An 18,922-nucleotide genomic window follows, 5' to 3' on the forward strand; every position below is an offset into this window, starting at 1 on the left:
CAATAAAAAAATAGCTCTAGAATTCCTTTTTAAGTAGAATTTTAGAGCTAATTATTTTGTTTCAAAGGTTGATTAATCATTCAACTTCAACACTGCCATAAACGCTTGCTGAGGGATCTCTACGTTACCTACTTGTCGCATACGCTTTTTACCTTTTTTCTGCTTTTCAAGAAGTTTACGCTTACGCGAAATATCACCACCATAACATTTTGCGGTAACGTCTTTACGAAGCGCTTTAATAGTTTCTCTGGCAATAATTTTTGCTCCAATAGCAGCTTGCACAGGAATATCGAATTGTTGTCTTGGTATTAATTCCTTCAACTTTTCGGTCATCTTTTTACCGATTGTATAAGCATTATCGGTATGCACTAAAGCAGAGAGCGCATCAACAGTTTGAGCATTTAATAAGATATCTACTCGCACTAACTTAGAAGCACGCATACCAATTGGAGAATAATCAAAAGACGCATAACCTTTAGAAACGGTTTTAAGTCGATCGTAAAAATCGAATACAATTTCTGCTAAAGGCATATCAAAACTCAATTCAACACGCTCAGTCGTTAAATAGGTTTGATTTGTTATCTGTCCACGTTTTTCTATACATAGACTCATTACAGGACCAACAAAATCGGCCTTGGTAATAATAGTTGCTTTTATAAAAGGTTCTTCAACACGGTTTAAGGTTGAAGGTTCTGGTAAATCTGAAGGATTGTTTACAATAACAATATCATCAGGATTTTTATTGGTAAAGGCATGGTAACTTACGTTTGGTACTGTAGTAATTACCGTCATATCAAACTCACGCTCCAAACGCTCTTGGATAATCTCTAAGTGAAGCATACCAAGGAAACCACAACGGAAACCAAAACCTAAAGCAGCAGAACTTTCTGGAGCAAATACCAAGGAAGCATCATTAAGCTGAAGTTTTTCCATTGAAGCTCTAAGTTCTTCATAATCTTCTGTGTCTACTGGGTAAATACCTGCAAATACCATTGGTTTTACATCCTCAAATCCAGAAATGGCGTTTTTAGTTGGTTCTTTAGCATCTGTAATTGTATCACCAACTTTAACCTCGCGAGCATCTTTAATACCTGTTATTAGGTAACCAACATCACCCGCTTTAATCTCTTGTTTTTTTACCTGAGTAAGTTTTAGAGTTCCAACTTCGTCAGCAAAATAGGTTTTTCCTGTGGCAATAAACTTGATGTTTTGGCCTTTTTTAATAGATCCATTTATAACTCTAAAATAGGTTTCTACACCTCTAAAAGGGTTGTAAACCGAATCAAAAATAAGTGCTTGTAAAGGCTCTTCAGGATTACCTTGAGGAGCAGGAATACGCTCTATAATTGCAGATAAAATGTCTTCTACACCAAGGCCTGTTTTTCCACTTGCAGGAATAACTTCAGAAGGGTCGCAACCTAGTAAATCTACAATATCATCGGTTACTTCTTCAGGATTTGCACTAGGTAAATCTATTTTATTTAGAACAGGAATTATTTCTAAATCGTTTTCTAAGGCTAAATATAAGTTTGAAATAGTTTGGGCTTGTATACTTTGTGCAGCATCTACAATAAGAAGCGCACCTTCGCATGCAGCAATAGAACGCGATACTTCATACGAAAAATCTACGTGACCAGGAGTATCAATAAGATTAAGAATATATTGTTCGCCTTTATAAGTATATTCCATTTGAATAGCGTGAGACTTTATGGTAATACCACGCTCGCGCTCCAAATCCATGTTATCCAATAACTGATCTTGTTTTTCTCTATCCGTTACAGAACCTGTAAAATCTAGTAAGCGATCAGCTAGTGTACTCTTTCCGTGGTCTATATGTGCAATGATGCAAAAATTGCGAATATTCTTCATTTCTCTTATTCTAAGGCGACATTAAGTCTGCAAATATAATCCATTTCTTAAGCTTTGTAACAACAAAAAAGAACAATTAAACGTAGTTGAACTACGTAAAAACCATATTATAAAGTAAAAAACAATGTTTATATTGCAGTTACAAAACTAACTAATGATTATTTACCTACGTTCTCTTTTTTGTACATTTCTATTTGCGATTTCATTAAGTACCTCTGCTCAGGATTTTTCTATATCAGGCAAGGTTGTTGATGTTAACAATGACGCAATAGAATTAGCTAATATCATTCTTTTTCAAGGTGAAGAAAAAGAATTTTTAATTGGCACATCTACAGATGATAAAGGCTTTTTTAATCTAGATAACCTAGAAGAAGGTACTTATTATCTTAAAGTAAGTTTTATCGGTTTAGAAGAATTTGAACAAAAAGTTGTTCTAACAGGAAATTTAGATTTTAAATCTATAATTCTTAAAGAAATACCTGAAAATCTAGACGAAGTTACCATCGTAGCAAAAAAACCTACAATCACCAGAAAACCAGATCGTCTTGTTTTTAATGTTGAAAATACAGCTCTTACAGAAGGCTCTACGCTTGGTGTTCTTAGAAACACACCTGGGATTATTGTTAGCGATGGAGGCATAAATATAAAAAGTGCACCAGCAGCTATTTACATTAACAATAAGAGAGTTCAACTAACTTCGGATGAGTTAATGCAATTGTTAGAAAGTGCTCCAGCAAACAGTATAAAATCTGTTGAGGTTATAACCAATCCTCCTGCTAGTTATGATGCAGATAGCGGATCAGTTATTAATATCATAATGACCAAAAACTTAGTTACAGGTTATAGAGGAAGTGTACAAACAAACTATACCCAAGGTGTGTTTCCTAGATATAATGCAGGTACAAGTCATTATTTTAAAAATGATAAAATTAATGTTAACGTTAACTATAGTTACACCAATCAAAAGATCAATAGAGACCAAGATGATCGTGTAAATTATCTAGATATGTCTAATGAAATAGATGAGATTTGGAACTCTAATGTTAACAGAAATACATGGACAGAAACTCACAATCTTAATCTTAATCTAGATTATTTTATAGATGAAAGAAATACTTTAAGTCTTACAAGTACAGGATTGTATACTCCATATTTTAAATACAAAATTGATAACAACACCAATATTTTTGATGCTGATAATAATTTTTTATCAAGCTTTACGGCAGACAACTTATCTAGAGATAATAAATTTAATATTGGGACAGACTTTGTTTACAAACACGATTTTAAAAACGCATCTAGTTTAACCTTTAATGCGCATCACACGGCTTATGATTATGAGCGAGATCAAAAAGTTTTTCAGGATGAGCCTATAGATGCTAACGACTCTCAGTTCAAAACAATTGCTAATCAAGATACTCAGATTTTAACAGGTAAATTAGATTATATCTTACCACTTAAAAACTCATCGAGTTTTAGTGCTGGTCTAAAATTTTCTAACGTTAATACAGATAGTGATATTTCTCGTTTTGATATTATTAATGGGGAAGAGGTCCTAAATTCTAATAATACAGATGCTTTTGTTTACGATGAAAATGTGTTTGCGGCATATTCTAACTTCAGCAAATCTTGGGATAAATGGGAAGTTAATTTTGGATTAAGAGTAGAGCAAACAAATATTGAAGGCAAATCTATATCCTTAAACGAAACCAATAAACAAGATTACTTTAATTGGTTTCCTAATGCTAGTGTAACGCATAACGTTTCTGATAATATGAGTGCTTATGCAAACTATAAAAGAAGCATTACTAGACCAAGTTATACAAACCTTAATCCGTTTACATTTTTCTTAAATGAAAACACATTAGTTCTTGGTAATCCTAATCTTATACCTACATATAGAGATCATTATGTAATAGGAACCAATTTTTTAGAACATTTTACCGTTGAAGCTTATTACATGAATTATGATGGTAACATTGCAGAACTACCAAGGCAGAATAACGAAACCAATATAATCTCTTACACACCAACTAATTTAGATAAGAAAACAGAATACGGATTTGATTTTTCGTTTGATTATTATCCAACAAACATCTGGAATTTATACTTTGTAACATCGTTTTATAACATTACTGAAGAGTCTAATTTTGGTGAAGGTTTTGTAAAACAAGACCAATGGTCTAATTATAGTTCAATTAATAATAACATTTCTTTGTTACATGATAGAAGTCTAAATATTAATTTAGCTGTTTATTGGATTGGGAAGAACTTACAACAATTTCAGGTTATAGAAGACAGATTAGCCTCAGAGCTTAGCGTGTCTAAATCTATTCTAAAACGAAAAGGAAATATTTCCTTATCTATTTCAGACCTGTTTAACGATCAGGACTTTTATAGTAGCACACGATATCTAAACCAATCCAGCAAAACTTTTATTGATTTAGATAATAGACTTATAAAACTTGGATTTAGTTATAAATTTGGAAACACCAAACTTAACACCAACGAACGTTCAACCTCAGAAGAAGGTAGAGATAGGTTAAAAGATTTAAATTAAATACACACAACGATTTATTATAAATTAAGAAGTGCATCTCATCTTACGGAGCAAATTTTTAAGAGATACTTGCACTACTCAAGTAATGCGTTATAAAGCTTAACTTATACAGGCTTTTTAATATATGCGTTAAGTATGTGAAAAAGATGTAATTTTGCCCTAAAAATTTACAAGTGGTAAAAATAGGCGATATAGAGTTAGGTGAGTTTCCGTTGTTGTTAGCACCAATGGAAGATGTGAGTGATCCTCCATTTAGAGCACTATGTAAAGAGCAAGGAGCAGACGTAGTATATACAGAGTTTGTATCTAGCGAAGGCCTTATCCGTAATGCCGCTAAGAGCGTTATGAAGCTAGATATCTATGAAAAAGAGCGTCCTGTTGGTATTCAGATTTTTGGTGCCAATATGGAAAGCATGTTGCAAACCATAGATATTGTAGAAAAATCTAATCCAGATATCATAGATATTAATTTTGGCTGTCCTGTAAAAAAGGTAGTTTCTAAAGGAGCAGGAGCAGGAATCCTTAAAGACATTTGTCTTATGGAGCAACTTACTGCCGAAATGGTAAAACGCACCAATTTGCCTGTTACTGTAAAAACCAGATTAGGATGGGACCACGACTCAATAAAAATTGTTGAAGTGGCAGAAAGACTACAAGATGTAGGTTGCAAAGCAATTGCAATTCATGGTCGTACAAGAGCCCAAATGTATAAAGGTAACGCTGATTGGAAACCAATAGCTGAGGTTAAAAACAATCCAAGAATGCATATTCCTGTATTTGGAAATGGAGATGTTAATACTCCAGAACGTGCTGTAGAAATGCGAGATGAGTATGGCCTGGACGGAGCTATGATTGGTAGAGCAACTATTGGTAACCCTTGGTTTTTTAAGCAAGTAAAGCATTATTTTAAAACAGGAGAGCATTTAGGACCAATATCTATGCAAGAGCGAGTAGAAGCTGCTCGTCGTCATCTACAAATGTCTATAGATTGGAAAGGTGAAAAGCTAGGTGTTTTTGAAACACGAAGACATTATACCAACTATTTTAAAGGTATTCCAAACTTTAAGGAGTATCGTATGAAAATGGTAACAAGCGACGACTCTAAAGATGTTTTCGATACTTTTGATGAAGTATTAGAGAAATTTTCAGATTATCAGTTTATCTAAGACTGTATTAGTTTTTTTGTTATTCTTTGCGAAGCAATACGAGATGCTACTATTCCTAAAGCAAAAATTGTAGCCAATACAATAAATACATTAAAGATATTTAAACCCACAGGATAGGCTAAATCTGGTGTTAGCATCACTAATCCAAAGCTTTGCTGCGCAAAGACAGCAATTAAGCCTATAACAACACCTATAATACCACTTATTACAGTCATAAGACTGCCTTGCCAAAAGAAAATAGATTTTATTGTTTTTGGTTCTGTGCCTAAATTAAAAAGCGTGTTTAGAGATGTCTTTTTATCTAAAATCATCATTATAATAGCACCAACAACATTAAAAAGGGCTATAATAATTACTAAGGTAAAAATGAGATAAATAGCTAAGTTTTCTGTGTTCAACATTTTGAACAAAGCTTCATTAAGTTGCTCTCTATTTTTAATATTAAATCTACCATTAAAAGAAGTGTTGATAGCTTTTCTAACATTATCTTCATCTGCATCAGCGCTAAGTCTTAATTCTATTGCGCTAATTTTTTTGTCGTTATAATTTAGTAGTTGTTTCGCCAGGTTTATATCAGAAAACACATACTTATCGTTTAGTTCTTCATTTATATCAAACAAGCCAACATTGTTAACATATACAGCATTGTAAGCACTTTTTATAGAGCTTATTTGTCCTTTTCCTGGTTTTGGTACATATATAGATAAAGCTTTTCTAAAGTCTAAAATTCCGAAGGAAAGATTATGAGATATTCCCCATCCAGAAACAACCTCATTACTGTTTGGAGTAAACCAATATCCTTTGGTAACCATAGAGTCTATATGAGTTACATTTAGAAAATTAGAGTCAACACCTTTAAGGGTTGCAAGCAGATTTTTGTTTTCAGATTTAATAATAATCCGTTCTTCTATCACTTCAGAAAAAGAAGCTATACCTTTTATTTTGTTTAATTTGTTTTTATCAGCATCAGTAAACTCAAAAGATTTTCCTTCAGCAGGAAGTATTTTTAAATCAGGATCAACAAATGAAGAAAATTGAAGGCTATAGTTCTTTAATCCGGCAAAAACCGACAACACTATAAATAGTGCGGCAGCAGCAATAATAACACCTGCAGAAGCAATTAGTGTCATAATATTTATAGCATTATTACTACTTTTAGAAAGCAGATAACGTTTAGCTATGTATAGCGAGAAATTCACTTAAGATTTTTTGCGCTTGTCTAATAAATCGTTGTTTTCAAGCGGATTGTCTTTACCTTTAAGAGAACGTTCTATACCATCAATATATTCTAAGGAGTCATCAATAAAAAATTCTAGTTGAGGCATACGTCTAAGTTGATGGCGCGTTCGCTGAGACAATTCATGTCTAATAAGAGGAGTATTAGAGCGTATACCTTCTAAAAGCCCTTTAGCCTCTTTATTAGGAAAAATACTAAGATAAACTTTGGCAATGGACAGGTCTACTGTAACACTTACTTTAGATACAGAAATAATTACACCTTTTAATCCACCAGAAGATGCTGCGCGTTGCAATACCTCTGCTAAATCTTGCTGTAAAATACCAGCTATTTTCTTTTGTCTATTACTTTCCATAGTGCAAAAGTAGAGTATATTTAAAGATTATGGTATTTTTATATAGCAAAAATGATAGTTTGTACACAAAGGAATTCATTTCTTTGACAAAAATTTAATTTAATAGAATGAAAAAAATCGAACATATTGGCATTGCGGTAAAAGATATAGATGCTTCAAATCATCTTTTTGCTTCATTATTTGGAAAAGAGCATTATAAGATTGAAGATGTAGAAAGTGAAGGTGTAAAAACATCTTTTTTTGAGTGTGGACCAAACAAGATAGAATTATTACAAGCTACGAATGAGAATAGTCCAATAGCAAAATTTATAGAAAAGAAAGGCGAAGGCATTCATCATATTGCGTTTGCTGTTGATGATATTGAAAACGAAATAGCCAGATTAACAGAAGAGGGTTTTAAGATGATTCACGAAAAACCAAAAAAGGGAGCAGACAATAAATTGATAGCTTTTTTACACCCAAAATCAACAAATGGTGTATTAATAGAGTTATGTCAAGACATTAAGGAATAATTTTCTTGTAGAGTTTTAAAATATGTAGTAATATTGCACACTCTTTTTAAAAGAGTATTGTTAGCAGTATGCTAATGGGTCCTATAACTCAGTTGGTTAGAGTATCTGACTCATAATCAGAAAGTCCCTGGTTCGAGCCCAGGTGGGACCACAAAAAAGCCTCACAGTATTGTGAGGCTTTTTTTGTTGGACTCTCAGTCTTTATTAAAACCTTATTATGAAACCATTGCTATTATTTGCTTTCAAGATATAGAGTTTATTCTTTAATAAAATAATGATGTAGTTTATTGATTATCATGTTTTTAAAATGGTTATCCCTAAGTCATTTTAGACTATATTATAATGACCGTCTTATACCTAATTCTAAACCACGTAATTCTGCTAAACCACGTAAGCGCCCTATAGCAGAATAACCTGGATTAGTATTCTTTTTTAAATCATCTAACATTTTATGACCATGATCGGGTCTAAACGGCATTCTAATATCCTTACGACCTGCTTCTATACGTTTTTGCTGTTCTTTAATTAAAGCTTTCATTACGGCATACATATCAACATCACCATTTAAGTGATCCGCTTCGTGAAAATTACCTTCGTTATCACGCTTGGTCGCTCGCAAATGAATAAAATGAATACGTTCTCCAAGGCGTTCTATCATTCCCGTTAAATCATTATCTACTCTAACTCCAAAAGAACCCGTACAGAAGGTTAATCCGTTGTTATGTGATGGAACTGCCTCATAGATATCAATAATATCTTGCTCTGTTGAAACCACTCTTGGTAAACCTAAAATTGGGAAAGGAGGATCGTCTGGATGAATACACATTAAAATACCAGCTTGTTCTGCAGTAGGTATAATTGCCGATAAAAATGAAAATAGATTCGTTTTTAATTCTTTTGTACCAATGGTGTTATAGGTTGCTAATATGGCGTTAAATTCTTCTAAGGTGTAGCCTTCTTCGGCACCAGGCAAGCCTGCAATAATATTTCTAATTAAGGTTTTTTGTTCGTCTTCAGAGGTGTTTTTTAAAAACGAAGCAGCTTGTTCTTTTTGGGTATTAGAATAGTGCTGTTCAGCACCAGGTCTTTTTAATAAATACAATTCAAAAGCAGCAAAAGAAGCGGCTTCAAACCGTAGAGCAGTAGATCCATCCGAAACTTCGTAATCTAAATTGGTACGCGTCCAATCTAAAACAGGCATAAAATTGTAGCAAACGATATCTATACCACAAGACCCTAAATTTAATAAGGTTTGTTTGTAGTTGTCAATATACAATTGGTAATCTCCAGTCTTGGTTTTGATGTTTTCATGAATAGGTACCGACTCTACAACAGACCACGTGAGCCCATGGTTCTCTATACTTGTTTTTCTTTTATTGATTTCTTCGACTGTCCACACCTCTCCATTTGGAATATGGTGCAATGCAGAAACGATTCCTGTAGCTCCTGCTTGTTTTATATCTGATAAAGAAACAGGATCATTTGGTCCGTACCAACGCCATGTTTGTTCTAAATTTTGTCTCATTTTTTTATTTTTAAACACCACTATAGGCAGAAAATCCGCCATCAATTGGTACTACATAAAACTCCACCTGCTCCTGTTAGAACAATTGTTTTATTCATTTTTAAACGATATCGGTTAATGTTATTTGTGTATTTCTTCTTTTACAAAAAAAAGAGATTACCTAAAAAGTAATCTTTAAATAATCTCTTTATGATAATTAAGTTCTATTCCTTTATAAATTTTGTACTAATTGTATTACTGCCTACTGTAAGCTTAATAAGGTATAACCCACTTTTTAAGTTTGAAATATTAATGGTTGAACTATTCTCTGTAGGTCTAACAACTAGCACTTCTTGCCCTAAAACACTGTAAAATTGTATTATATCTAAAGCGCTATTAGTACTAATATTTAATTCTGATTTTGCAGGATTTGGATATAAATTAAATTTAGTTATCTCAAAATTTTCAGTTGATAAAACATCACTACTAGTAGAAAAATAGACATGATCTATGTAAAAAATATAAGTTTCAGGTACAACAGAACCAGCATCGCCTGGTGTGCTTTTGACAAAGAATATATTATTAACATCTGTAAAATCAAAGCTTGAATTTTGAGATGAAATATCTGTAAATGGAATTACCATCGTATGCCAGTTACCATCATAAGAAAAACCATAAGTTGTTGGATCAAAATTAGCTTGTTGCCCAGTGGCATCTTCAAATCTTATGATTGTGGGTTGTGGACTAGATGATTTCATAGAGAAATGATAGTAACTGTAACTACTTAAATCTTGATTAGGACTCCCAGGATAGTTAAAATAACCTTGGTAGTTACTGACACCTCCAGTATTACCGACAACCTCAATAACTTGGTTGCCTCCGTCGGTTCCTGAATCTGCAAATGTAGAGTTGATGGTAACACCATCTCCATTAAGGTTTTGTGTAGCAACTGTTTCTGTAACTGTAGCTTCTGTATAATACCCTAGCGTCGATTGAGAATATCCTAATGATACTAGGACAAGAGAAAGCATAAATGTAATTTTTTTCATAATAAATTGTTTAATTAATTATTTGTTATAAAATTATTACTAAAAGCATGTAAGCAGGTGTGTTATTCATACTTTAAAGGGAGGTGTAATGTGTTATATTACATTTTGATTTATTAGTCAACAAGTTTAAAATGAACCTTTTGATCGTTTACAATGACATAGAAATCTCCATTTTCGAGATGTCTGTTACCTTCACTATCTACAAAGCTTAAGTCATGTTCAGGGTTAATTTCAAATCGATATACTACTTTGTCACCAGCTTTTATAGTTTGCTTTTCAAAATGTTTTAACTCTTTTATAGGTCGAGATATCGATGCAAAAGGATCTTTTATAAACCATAAAACGGTTTCTTTTCCATCATGATTGCCAGTGTTTGAAACTGTGACCTCAGCAATAAGTGTGTCTTTTTTTGTGATGGTTTTAGACGATAATTTTACTTCACTATACTCATAGGTGGTGTAGCTTAACCCATGGCCAAACCAATACAATGGATCTCGAGGAATATCTTGGTAGTGTCCTAAGGTTGGTCTGGCAGCTTGTCTCATATTATAATAAATAGGAATTTGACCAGTGGTTTGTGGAAATGTCATTGCTAATTTTCCAGAAGGATTATGTCTCCCAGAAAGTAGGCCAGCAACCGCAGGTCCTGCCATTGTTCCAGGTTGCCATATTTGCACAATAGCATCTGCCATTTTTTCTAATTTCATTAATTCTAATGGTCGTCCACTAGAAAGCATTAGAATGATAGGTTTATTGGTTTTTTTAAGTTCTTCTACTAAATCTTCTTGAATTTTAGGTAGGGCAATAGTTGAACGGGATCCGTTTTCTCCACTCCAATGTCTTTTTTCGCCTAAAAATATGATCACAGCATCCGATTTGTTTGCGGCTTGTATGGCAGCGTTAAAACCGCTTTTATCCTCTCCATCATAATCGCAACCAAGAGCATAATTTAAGGTTGCTTTATTTTTAAATTCTTTTTCTAAGCCCTCATAGATGGTTTTAACATCCTGTGGTCGTCCCATACCTTCCCAAAAACCCATAATGTGTACCGAGTCTTTAACCATAGGACCTATTATGGCTAAGTTTTTATACTTACTGGTTATAGGAAGTGTTTCATTTTCATTTTTAAGAAGTACAAAAGATTCAGCAGATAATTGTTCAGCTATTTCTAAATATTCAGGGAGAAGGTAACGCTCTTTTTCGGAAACTACATCTACATAAGGATTTTCAAATAGTCCGAGTTTCATTTTTACTCTTAAAATACGTCTAACCGCTTCATCAATTGATGTCATTGGCACTTTTCCTTCTTCAACAAGCTCTGGCAAATAGTCAATATAGGCGTTATCTACCATATCCATTTCAATTCCTGCCATAAATGATTTTTGGGCAGCTTCTTTTAAATCTTCAGCAACACTTTGTTCTACAAGATTACGAACAGAGCCCCAATCCGATACCACAAACCCATCGTGTTTCCATTTGTTTTTTAGCACTTCTGTAAGTGTATAGTGATTAGCTGAAGCAGGTATGCCAGAAATATCATTAAAACTACTCATTAAAGTGGCTGCACCAGCATTTACACCAGCTTCAAAAGGAGGCATAAAAGTTTCCCATAGCGTTTGGTTTGAAATATCACTATAATGGTAATCTCGTCCACCTTCAGATAAACTATAGCCTATAAAATGCTTTAAGCAAGCTGCTATAGTGTATTTATCATTTAAATTAGAACCTTGGTAGCCTTGCACAGCTGCTACTGCAAATGCAGAATTGGCGTAAGGGTCTTCTCCATAACCTTCAGACACACGTCCCCAACGTGCATCGCGAGCCACATCTACCATGGGAGAGAAGGTCCAGTCTAACCCTGATAACCAACTTTCTTTAGCTGTTATAGCACTCGATGTTTTTACCAACTCTGTATTCCATGAAGAGGCTTGTGCTAACGGAATAGGGAAAATTGTGCGGTAACCATGAATTGCATCAAAACCAAAGATGATTGGAATGCCAAGTCGAGATTCTGTTATGGCCTTTTTCTGGATTTGGTTACGGTATTCTGGATTGGTGCTTCTATATAATAATGAACCAATTTCTGGACTCACCTCACGCATTTTTTCACCAATATTATTAGGATTAGCATTTTTACCATATGTCCATTGGTTCATTTGCATAATTTTTTCATCCAAAGTCATTAGACTTATTAGATGTTCTATACGTTCTTCAATAGGTGCATTAGGATCTTTGTAATTGGCCGTTTTATTTTCAGTTTTATGAGAGCAAGCAACCATAACAAATATGGCTAAGGCGAAACATAGTTTTTTCATTGAAGTTGATTTTTTAATTTAGAGGGAACTTTAGAGGTATAAAAACGATATATAAAAACCTATGACGTATTGCATTCATAGGTTTTTTATATACTATTTTAAAATTTAGTTATTAATTACCAGCACCTAGATATTCTACGGCATTAATAAAAATGGTATTTCCTATTTCGTTTAGTCTATAACCTGTTGGTGAAGACATAAACATTCGTTTTCCTGAAGCAGGAACCGCTCCAGGATAAGCTTCGGTATTTGCTTCCCATTCTACAATAGCAACTTTGGTACCATCAGAAGCTATAAGGGTACCACTACCTACATCAGAGACTAACACGGTATGGAATCCATCAGCAAAAAGAATAGCTCCTGTATTTCCATCTGTTAATTCAACATCTGTAAAGATAGGGTGCTCAGGTAGGTTAGCATCTAAACTATTTCCAGTGCCTTCATCAATATCTGTACTGTTAAAAAGTTGTAGTCTAGAACTTCTTGCTGCGTAAGCATTCATATTAAGTACTGGTGTAGATACTGACGCCCAAACATCTACTAGTGCACTATTGTCGCCACCAATGTTAACACTATTGGTGTTTCGAGAAATAATTACTACATCAAAATTGTTTAATTGATTTGCACCTCCTGCATCAAGGTTGTTAAACTGACCATTTATGGCTTGCACAGTATGTCCAGCCTCTTCTAATATGGTAATAAAACCTTGATCATCTGCAACACTATCAGTTACAAGTACTACATCAAAAGGTCCACCTGTATTGCAAGGTTCTGGGATAGCTCCAGCAACAAGATATTGTACAGCATTCAATAAGATGGCATCACCGACTTCATTTAACATATAGCCAGATGTAGAAGACATAAACATTCTTTTTCCAGCAGCAGGTATTGCACCATCATAAAATTCAACATTAGCATCCCATTCTACGATTGCTACTTTGGAATCATCTGAGGCGATTAATGTACCGTTACCAACATCTGAAACGATAACGGTTTGTAATCCTGAACCTGTAAGAATGGCGCCTGTATTATTATCCGTTAAGGTGATTCCGCTAAAAACAGGATGGTCTGGTAGGTTTGCATCTAAGCTATTTCCACCACCTTCGTCTACTTCAGTACTATTAAAGAGTTGAAGTCTAGAGCTTCTGGCAGTATAAGGATTCATATTTAAAACAGGAGTTTCAACCGTTGCCCAAATTGATGCTAAAGCACTATTTTCTCCTCCAATTTGAACACTATTAGTGTTTCTTGAAATGATAACAAGATCAAAGTTATTTAATTGATTAGCACCTGTAGAATTTAAATTGTTGTATTGGCCTTCTAAGGCTTGTACTGTATGACCAGCACCTTCAAGTAAGTTAATAAAACCTTGGTCTGCACCTACGTTATCGGTTACCAATACGATGTCAAAGTTTCCGTATTCGCCACAGGGTACATCTACAGGACCAGCATCTGGATCTTCTTCTACAAATATTGAAAAGGTAAAGGTTTCTGTTGTATTATCTACGTATTTAACAAGTAATTGTGCTTCAAACGTACCTGAAGAATTGTACGTTACTTCAACATTTGGATTAATCGATGTTGCTGGTGTTCCGCCTTCAAAGGTCCAATCTGTAGTAATTGATTTTGTAGAGGAACTTGTAAAATTAATTGTTTCTCCAAACTCTAAATGAGTATTAGAAACATTAGCAATAGTTTCTCCATTATCGTACAAAGTGACTTCTCTTATATCATCTTCACAAGAAAAATTAAGTATTGTGAGACATAAAATGAAATAAAATAGTTTGCAGAATTTTACTTTTTTAGGTGTCATAGTAATTCAAAAATTATGGTAATGCAAAGTTTATACTATAAAGGGAGATTATAGATTATAATTGTTTCTCTTTAGGGGTGCGAACGTACACTTGTACAGATAAGTTATAAGTTTTATTCAGAATTTAAGATTTGATTTTTTTTAATAAATTAATAATCAGAATATTAGTGTTTTTTTAGGTGATTTTAAAATTGCAGATGTACGTTCTCACCCCTAAAACGATATCTTTAAAGGTTCATATATGCTATTATAATTTTATTTTGCTCTTACTTTCAATTGAGCTATTAAATCAGTAATTCAGTTTCAAAGTTATGTGTAATTCAATTAAATATAAAATAGGTTTTGTGCTGTTAATTTGTCTTCAATATTATTTGCAAGCACAAGTTACGCGATTGAATTTTGAGCAAATTAATTATGATGAGGATTTTTCTCCAAGCATGATTTCTAGTTTGGTTCAAACAAAAAAAGGTTTTATTTGGATTGGGACAGAGAATGGTTTGTTTCGGTATGATGGTTATAGTTTTGATAGGTATGTAAGAGATAAAAGAGAAGGGAGTTTAAGTAACAATCACGTTAATGTGGTTTTTGAAGACAATGAAGGAGATTTATGGATTGGCACTAACCATGGAGTAAATAAATTTAATAAAGATTCTAATACGTTTAGTTTTATTGATATTTCGCTTACTAAAGGTGGTCGCAATTATATTAGTTCGTTTGTTGAGGATGGAAACAATAACGTTTGGGTAGGGACATTTGGAGGCGTTAAAAAACTAAATAAGAAAGAAAACCTTTTAGAAAAGGTTTCTAATGATTCTAATTTTATTCTCAACAGATGTCGTGTGTTGTCATTGTTTTATGATAAAGATTATGGTATTTTATTGGGAACAGCACAAGGACTACAGGCTTTTAATCCCGAAACCAATTTGCTTAAAGATTTACCTAATGCTTTTCAAAGCAACCCTGATTTTTTAAAAGCTAAAGTTTGGAAGATTGAAAAGGAATCAAACGGTGACTTGTGGTTTGGAACAGAGACTAAGGGTGTCTTTAAATATGATAAAGAAAATGATATTTTAGTACAATTTGCAAACAATTCTGAAGCTGATAATTCTATTTCTTCTAATTGGATAAATGATATCATCACGGTAGACGAGCATACCATTTGGTTTGCTACCCAAAATGGCTTGGATGTATATGATAAAAAGACTAAAACTTTTACAAAATACAAGCATAATGCCTTAAATACGAGTAGCCTTACAGATAATAATTTACAGTGTTTTTTAAAAGATAGAGACGATTGTTTATGGATAGGCACAAGGTCTGGAGCGATAAATTTTTATAATAAAGCCAATTCTAATTTTACAAATATTGGAGAGACGGTTTACCCAAATTTTGGACTAAACCACGCTATAGCAACAGCTATTATTGCAGAAGGCGAGAATGATTTATGGGTTGGCACATATGGAGGTGGACTTACACACCTCAATTTTAAAACAAATGTTTCTAGCCATTATAAGGTAAATGAAAAAGCAGAGCGTAAAACCAAAAATCTAATTACTGCTTTAGCTAGAATGAATGAAGACCATCTTATTTGCGGCACTTTCAATGGTTTATTTAATTTTGATAAAAACAGTAAAACGTTTACCTCCATACCACTATCTTATGAAGATTCTAAAGCAAATGAGCGACCTATAACATCGCTAATTGTAGACAATGATATTATCTGGGTAGGTACTGATGGTAATGGGCTTAAGAAGATATTACCAGATGGAACTATCGAAAATTATTTAGCAGATGCTTCGCCTGGTGGTTTGTCAGATAATTTTATTATAGATCTCGAAAACAGAAAAGAAGGTATCTGGATTTCTACACAAAACGGATTAAATTACTTTGATAAAGCACTTAGTAAGGTTACAAAAATTTATAAAACGACAACCCAACCTTCCATAGGAAACAATAGTTTAACTGCACTGTTTACAGACTCTAAAGGAAGGTTGTGGATTGGAGGCGATTATGACGGTCTTTTTTACTTTGACGAATCTAAGGAGCGTTTTTTTGTATTAAATAAGGATAAAGGATTTACAAATGCTTCTATTCAAAGTATTGCAGAAGATGCAGAAGGGAATTTATGGGTGAGTTCAGAAGACTTTTTATTCAGAATAAAGCTTGATAGTTCTTCTAAAAAGTTTGATTTTAATACTGCCGAAATCAGTAAATTTTCTGGAAAAGATGGGGTTTCTGTAAAGCAATTTTCTCGTAATGCCAGTGTTTTGTTTAATGAAAAGCAGCTTGCCTTTGGTGCAGTAAAAGGAATCACCATTTTTGATCCTTCCCTTATATACAAAGCACCAAATGAAAATGAAATTGTATTAACAACATTAATAGTTAATAACGAAATTGTAGAATCTAGTAAAGACAATTCCATTCTTAAAAAGCCTATTTCTGAAACTTCAAACATTACAATTAATTATGATCAAGGGTATATAGGTTTAGAATTTAGTAGTTTAAATTTTATAAACCCTAGAAAAAGTAAATATGCGTATAAATTAGATGATGATTTAAGAAAAGATAATTGGCATAATACTGGGACTCAAAATAGAATAAACCTCTCTAATTTAAATCCTGGAAACTATTTATTGTCTATAAAATCTACTATAGAAGACGGTAGTTGGAATCCTAATATAAAAACACTAGCAATTACAGTATTACCACCTTGGTGGAAGACTTGGTGGGCAAACTTAGCATATTTGCTGTTGTTTATTCTAATAGTTTTAATCATCGTAAAGTTTATAAACAACAGGATGAAATTAAAACGAAAATTGTTTTTAGAAAATGTAGAGAGTGAGCGTAAACAAGAAATGTTGAACATGCAACTTAATTTCTTTACCAACATTTCTCATGAGATAAGAACACCATTAACTTTGATAAAAGGGCCTATTGAAGAATTATTAGAAGACACAGACAATAACCCAAAATCAGAAAGTAAACTAAAAACTATAAAACAAAACTCTGATCGTTTATTAAAGCTAGTCAATGAATTATTAGATTTTAGAAAAGCAGAAAAAGGGCACATGCGCATTTATTGCGAAGAACAAGATATTGTGGCCTTTTGTTTTGAAATATATGAGTCTTTTAAAGGTCTTGCAGCAAAGAAAAACATAGAGTATAATTTTGTTTTAAATTCTAACTCTATAAAAGTGTTTTTTGATAAAAATCAAATGGAGAAAGTGGTTTACAACCTGCTTTCTAATGCTTTTAAGTTTACTAAAAAGAACGGAAAAATTGTATTTGCAGTAGAGCAAGTCCATAACGAGCACAAGAAAGTCTTAATAAAAATAAAAGATAATGGTATTGGAGTTCCCGAAGCAAATAAAAGCACCATTTTTAATCGGTTTTTTCAAGTAGACGATAGAGGTGTTCATAATATGGGAAGTGGCGTAGGCTTGGCGTTGTCTAAATCAATTGTAGAGTTGCACAAAGGAAAGTTAGTCTTGGAAGAAGAAAAAGAATCTTGGGCTAATACAGTGTTTCAGATAGAATTACTAATGGGCAAATCGCACTTAGATATCAATCAAGTTGATGATGACGAATTAAATTTGAGTAAAAACGTTATTGACGCTGATTCTAACACTAAAGTACCTATAACAACACACGAGAATTTTGAATTTGAATACACGGTATACGATCCTGATAAGAAAACAATTTTTACAGTAGAAGATAATGATGAGGTAAGAAAATTTATTGCAGATGTTTTAATTGAAAACTATAACGTGTTAGACTTTTCTAGTGCTAAGGAGGCAATTAGTTATATGGATAAAGAAATTCCAGATTTAATAATATCTGACATTATGATGCCAGAAATGGACGGATTACAATTTTGTAAGTATATAAAAACTAATGAGAGCACCAATCATATTCCTGTTATACTGTTAACAGCGAAGGCTTCAGTAGATAATAAGGTGGAAGGTTTAGCCACAGGAGCAGATTCATATATTTCAAAACCTTTTAGCACTAAAGTATTATTGCTGAGTGTGCAAAACTTATTAAAATCAAAAGAAATCTTTAGGCAAAAATACAGTGGCAATTTTATTGTGGATTCTGACCTCGATAAATTAACTACACCAGAAGAGTTATTTCTTAAGAAGTTAATGAAAATTATTGAAGAAAATTTAGAAAATCCCGATTTCGACGTAAGTATGTTGGTTGATAAAATTGGAATGAGTAGAACAATTCTCTATAAAAAAGTAAATTCTTTAACTAATCATTCTGTTGCTAGTTTAATAAAACAGTTGAGATTAAAAAAAGCAGCAGACATTATTGTAAAGACAACCTATCCTATATCCGAAATAGCATTTATGGTTGGTTTCAATGATCGTAAACATTTTAGTAGAGAGTTTAAAAAAATATATAATCACTCGCCATCCGCTTATAAAAAACTTCAAAATGAAGTAGAAAAATAAAAGCTTTTAGTCAAAATAATAAGTTTTTTAAGCCTCTTTAAGGCGTCTAGTTAGGTTTGTAATACTGCTAAGTAGTTCTTTTTTA

The 18,922-nt window shown here is 33.0% G+C and carries 11 protein-coding genes and 1 tRNA gene; 5 read left to right on the forward strand and 7 right to left on the reverse strand.

The features are described 5' to 3' along the window. Window positions 1-72 precede the first annotated feature (72 nt). A complete protein-coding gene (gene lepA / locus P7122_RS05175; protein ID WP_278004712.1) occupies window positions 73-1,869 on the reverse strand; it encodes a translation elongation factor 4 in 1,797 nt (598 codons plus the stop codon). 154 nt (window positions 1,870-2,023) lie between these two features. On the opposite strand from lepA, the gene P7122_RS05180 reads away from it, so the two are divergent. Next, window positions 2,024-4,429, forward strand: a complete 2,406-nt coding sequence (locus P7122_RS05180; protein WP_278004713.1) for a TonB-dependent receptor — start codon at window positions 2,024-2,026, stop codon at window positions 4,427-4,429. A gap of 173 nt (window positions 4,430-4,602) precedes the next feature. After that, entirely contained in the window at window positions 4,603-5,595 is a 993-nt protein-coding gene (dusB, locus tag P7122_RS05185) for a tRNA dihydrouridine synthase DusB (protein ID WP_278004714.1), read from the forward strand. Here dusB and P7122_RS05190 read toward each other — a convergent pair. Together P7122_RS05190 and rbfA are read right to left on the reverse strand one after the other, a co-directional pair. Further along, the gene (locus P7122_RS05190; RefSeq protein ID WP_278004715.1) at window positions 5,592-6,794 is read right to left on the reverse strand and encodes an ABC transporter permease; all 1,203 of its coding nucleotides are present in this window, start codon (window positions 6,792-6,794) and stop codon (window positions 5,592-5,594) included. The genes dusB and P7122_RS05190 overlap by 4 nt on opposite strands. Continuing rightward, a complete protein-coding gene (rbfA, locus tag P7122_RS05195) occupies window positions 6,795-7,187 on the reverse strand; it encodes a 30S ribosome-binding factor RbfA (RefSeq protein ID WP_278004716.1) in 393 nt (130 codons plus the stop codon). It lies immediately after the preceding gene. 107 nt (window positions 7,188-7,294) lie between these two features. Between rbfA and mce the strand changes: the two genes are divergently transcribed. Further along, a complete protein-coding gene (gene mce / locus P7122_RS05200; RefSeq protein ID WP_278004717.1) occupies window positions 7,295-7,699 on the forward strand; it encodes a methylmalonyl-CoA epimerase in 405 nt (134 codons plus the stop codon). 77 nt (window positions 7,700-7,776) lie between these two features. Then, window positions 7,777-7,850: transfer RNA gene (locus P7122_RS05205), tRNA-Ile, on the forward strand. Between the two features lie 186 nt (window positions 7,851-8,036). Here the strand turns inward: P7122_RS05205 and uxuA are convergent. The 4 genes from uxuA to P7122_RS05225 form a co-directional block, all read right to left on the reverse strand. Then, a complete protein-coding gene (gene uxuA, locus P7122_RS05210; protein WP_278004718.1) occupies window positions 8,037-9,224 on the reverse strand; it encodes a mannonate dehydratase in 1,188 nt (395 codons plus the stop codon). A gap of 203 nt (window positions 9,225-9,427) precedes the next feature. Beyond that, on the reverse strand, window positions 9,428-10,252 hold the full coding sequence (locus P7122_RS05215) for a T9SS type A sorting domain-containing protein (RefSeq protein WP_278004719.1): 825 nt from the start codon (window positions 10,250-10,252) through the stop codon (window positions 9,428-9,430). Window positions 10,253-10,365: 113 nt separating this feature from the next. Next, entirely contained in the window at window positions 10,366-12,567 is a 2,202-nt protein-coding gene (locus P7122_RS05220) for a glycoside hydrolase family 3 N-terminal domain-containing protein (protein ID WP_278004720.1), read from the reverse strand. A gap of 112 nt (window positions 12,568-12,679) precedes the next feature. Further along, entirely contained in the window at window positions 12,680-14,380 is a 1,701-nt protein-coding gene (locus P7122_RS05225; RefSeq protein ID WP_278004721.1) for a PKD domain-containing protein, read from the reverse strand. Window positions 14,381-14,691: 311 nt separating this feature from the next. Here P7122_RS05225 and P7122_RS05230 point away from each other — a divergent pair, with 311 nt between their 5' ends. Further along, complete coding sequence (locus P7122_RS05230; RefSeq protein WP_278004722.1) at window positions 14,692-18,837, forward strand: hybrid sensor histidine kinase/response regulator transcription factor; 4,146 nt, start codon at window positions 14,692-14,694, stop codon at window positions 18,835-18,837. Window positions 18,838-18,922 lie beyond the last annotated feature (85 nt).

Source organism: Winogradskyella marincola, assembly GCF_029624125.1.
Classification (GTDB): Bacteria; Bacteroidota; Bacteroidia; order Flavobacteriales; family Flavobacteriaceae; genus Winogradskyella; species Winogradskyella marincola.

Excerpts from the sequence above, each read along its gene's own strand:
- P7122_RS05220 (WP_278004720.1), bottom strand. The coding sequence starts at position 12,567 with ATGAAAAAACTATGTTTCGCCTTAGCCATATTTGTTATGGTTGCTTGC.
- P7122_RS05215 (WP_278004719.1), bottom strand. The coding sequence starts at position 10,252 with ATGAAAAAAATTACATTTATGCTTTCTCTTGTCCTAGTATCATTAGGA.
- P7122_RS05225 (WP_278004721.1), bottom strand. The coding sequence starts at position 14,380 with ATGACACCTAAAAAAGTAAAATTCTGCAAACTATTTTATTTCATTTTA.
- uxuA (WP_278004718.1), bottom strand. The coding sequence starts at position 9,224 with ATGAGACAAAATTTAGAACAAACATGGCGTTGGTACGGACCAAATGAT.
- mce (WP_278004717.1), top strand. The coding sequence starts at position 7,295 with ATGAAAAAAATCGAACATATTGGCATTGCGGTAAAAGATATAGATGCT.
- P7122_RS05230 (WP_278004722.1), top strand. The coding sequence starts at position 14,692 with ATGTGTAATTCAATTAAATATAAAATAGGTTTTGTGCTGTTAATTTGT.
- rbfA (WP_278004716.1), bottom strand. The coding sequence starts at position 7,187 with ATGGAAAGTAATAGACAAAAGAAAATAGCTGGTATTTTACAGCAAGAT.
- P7122_RS05180 (WP_278004713.1), top strand. The coding sequence starts at position 2,024 with ATGATTATTTACCTACGTTCTCTTTTTTGTACATTTCTATTTGCGATT.
- lepA (WP_278004712.1), bottom strand. The coding sequence starts at position 1,869 with ATGAAGAATATTCGCAATTTTTGCATCATTGCACATATAGACCACGGA.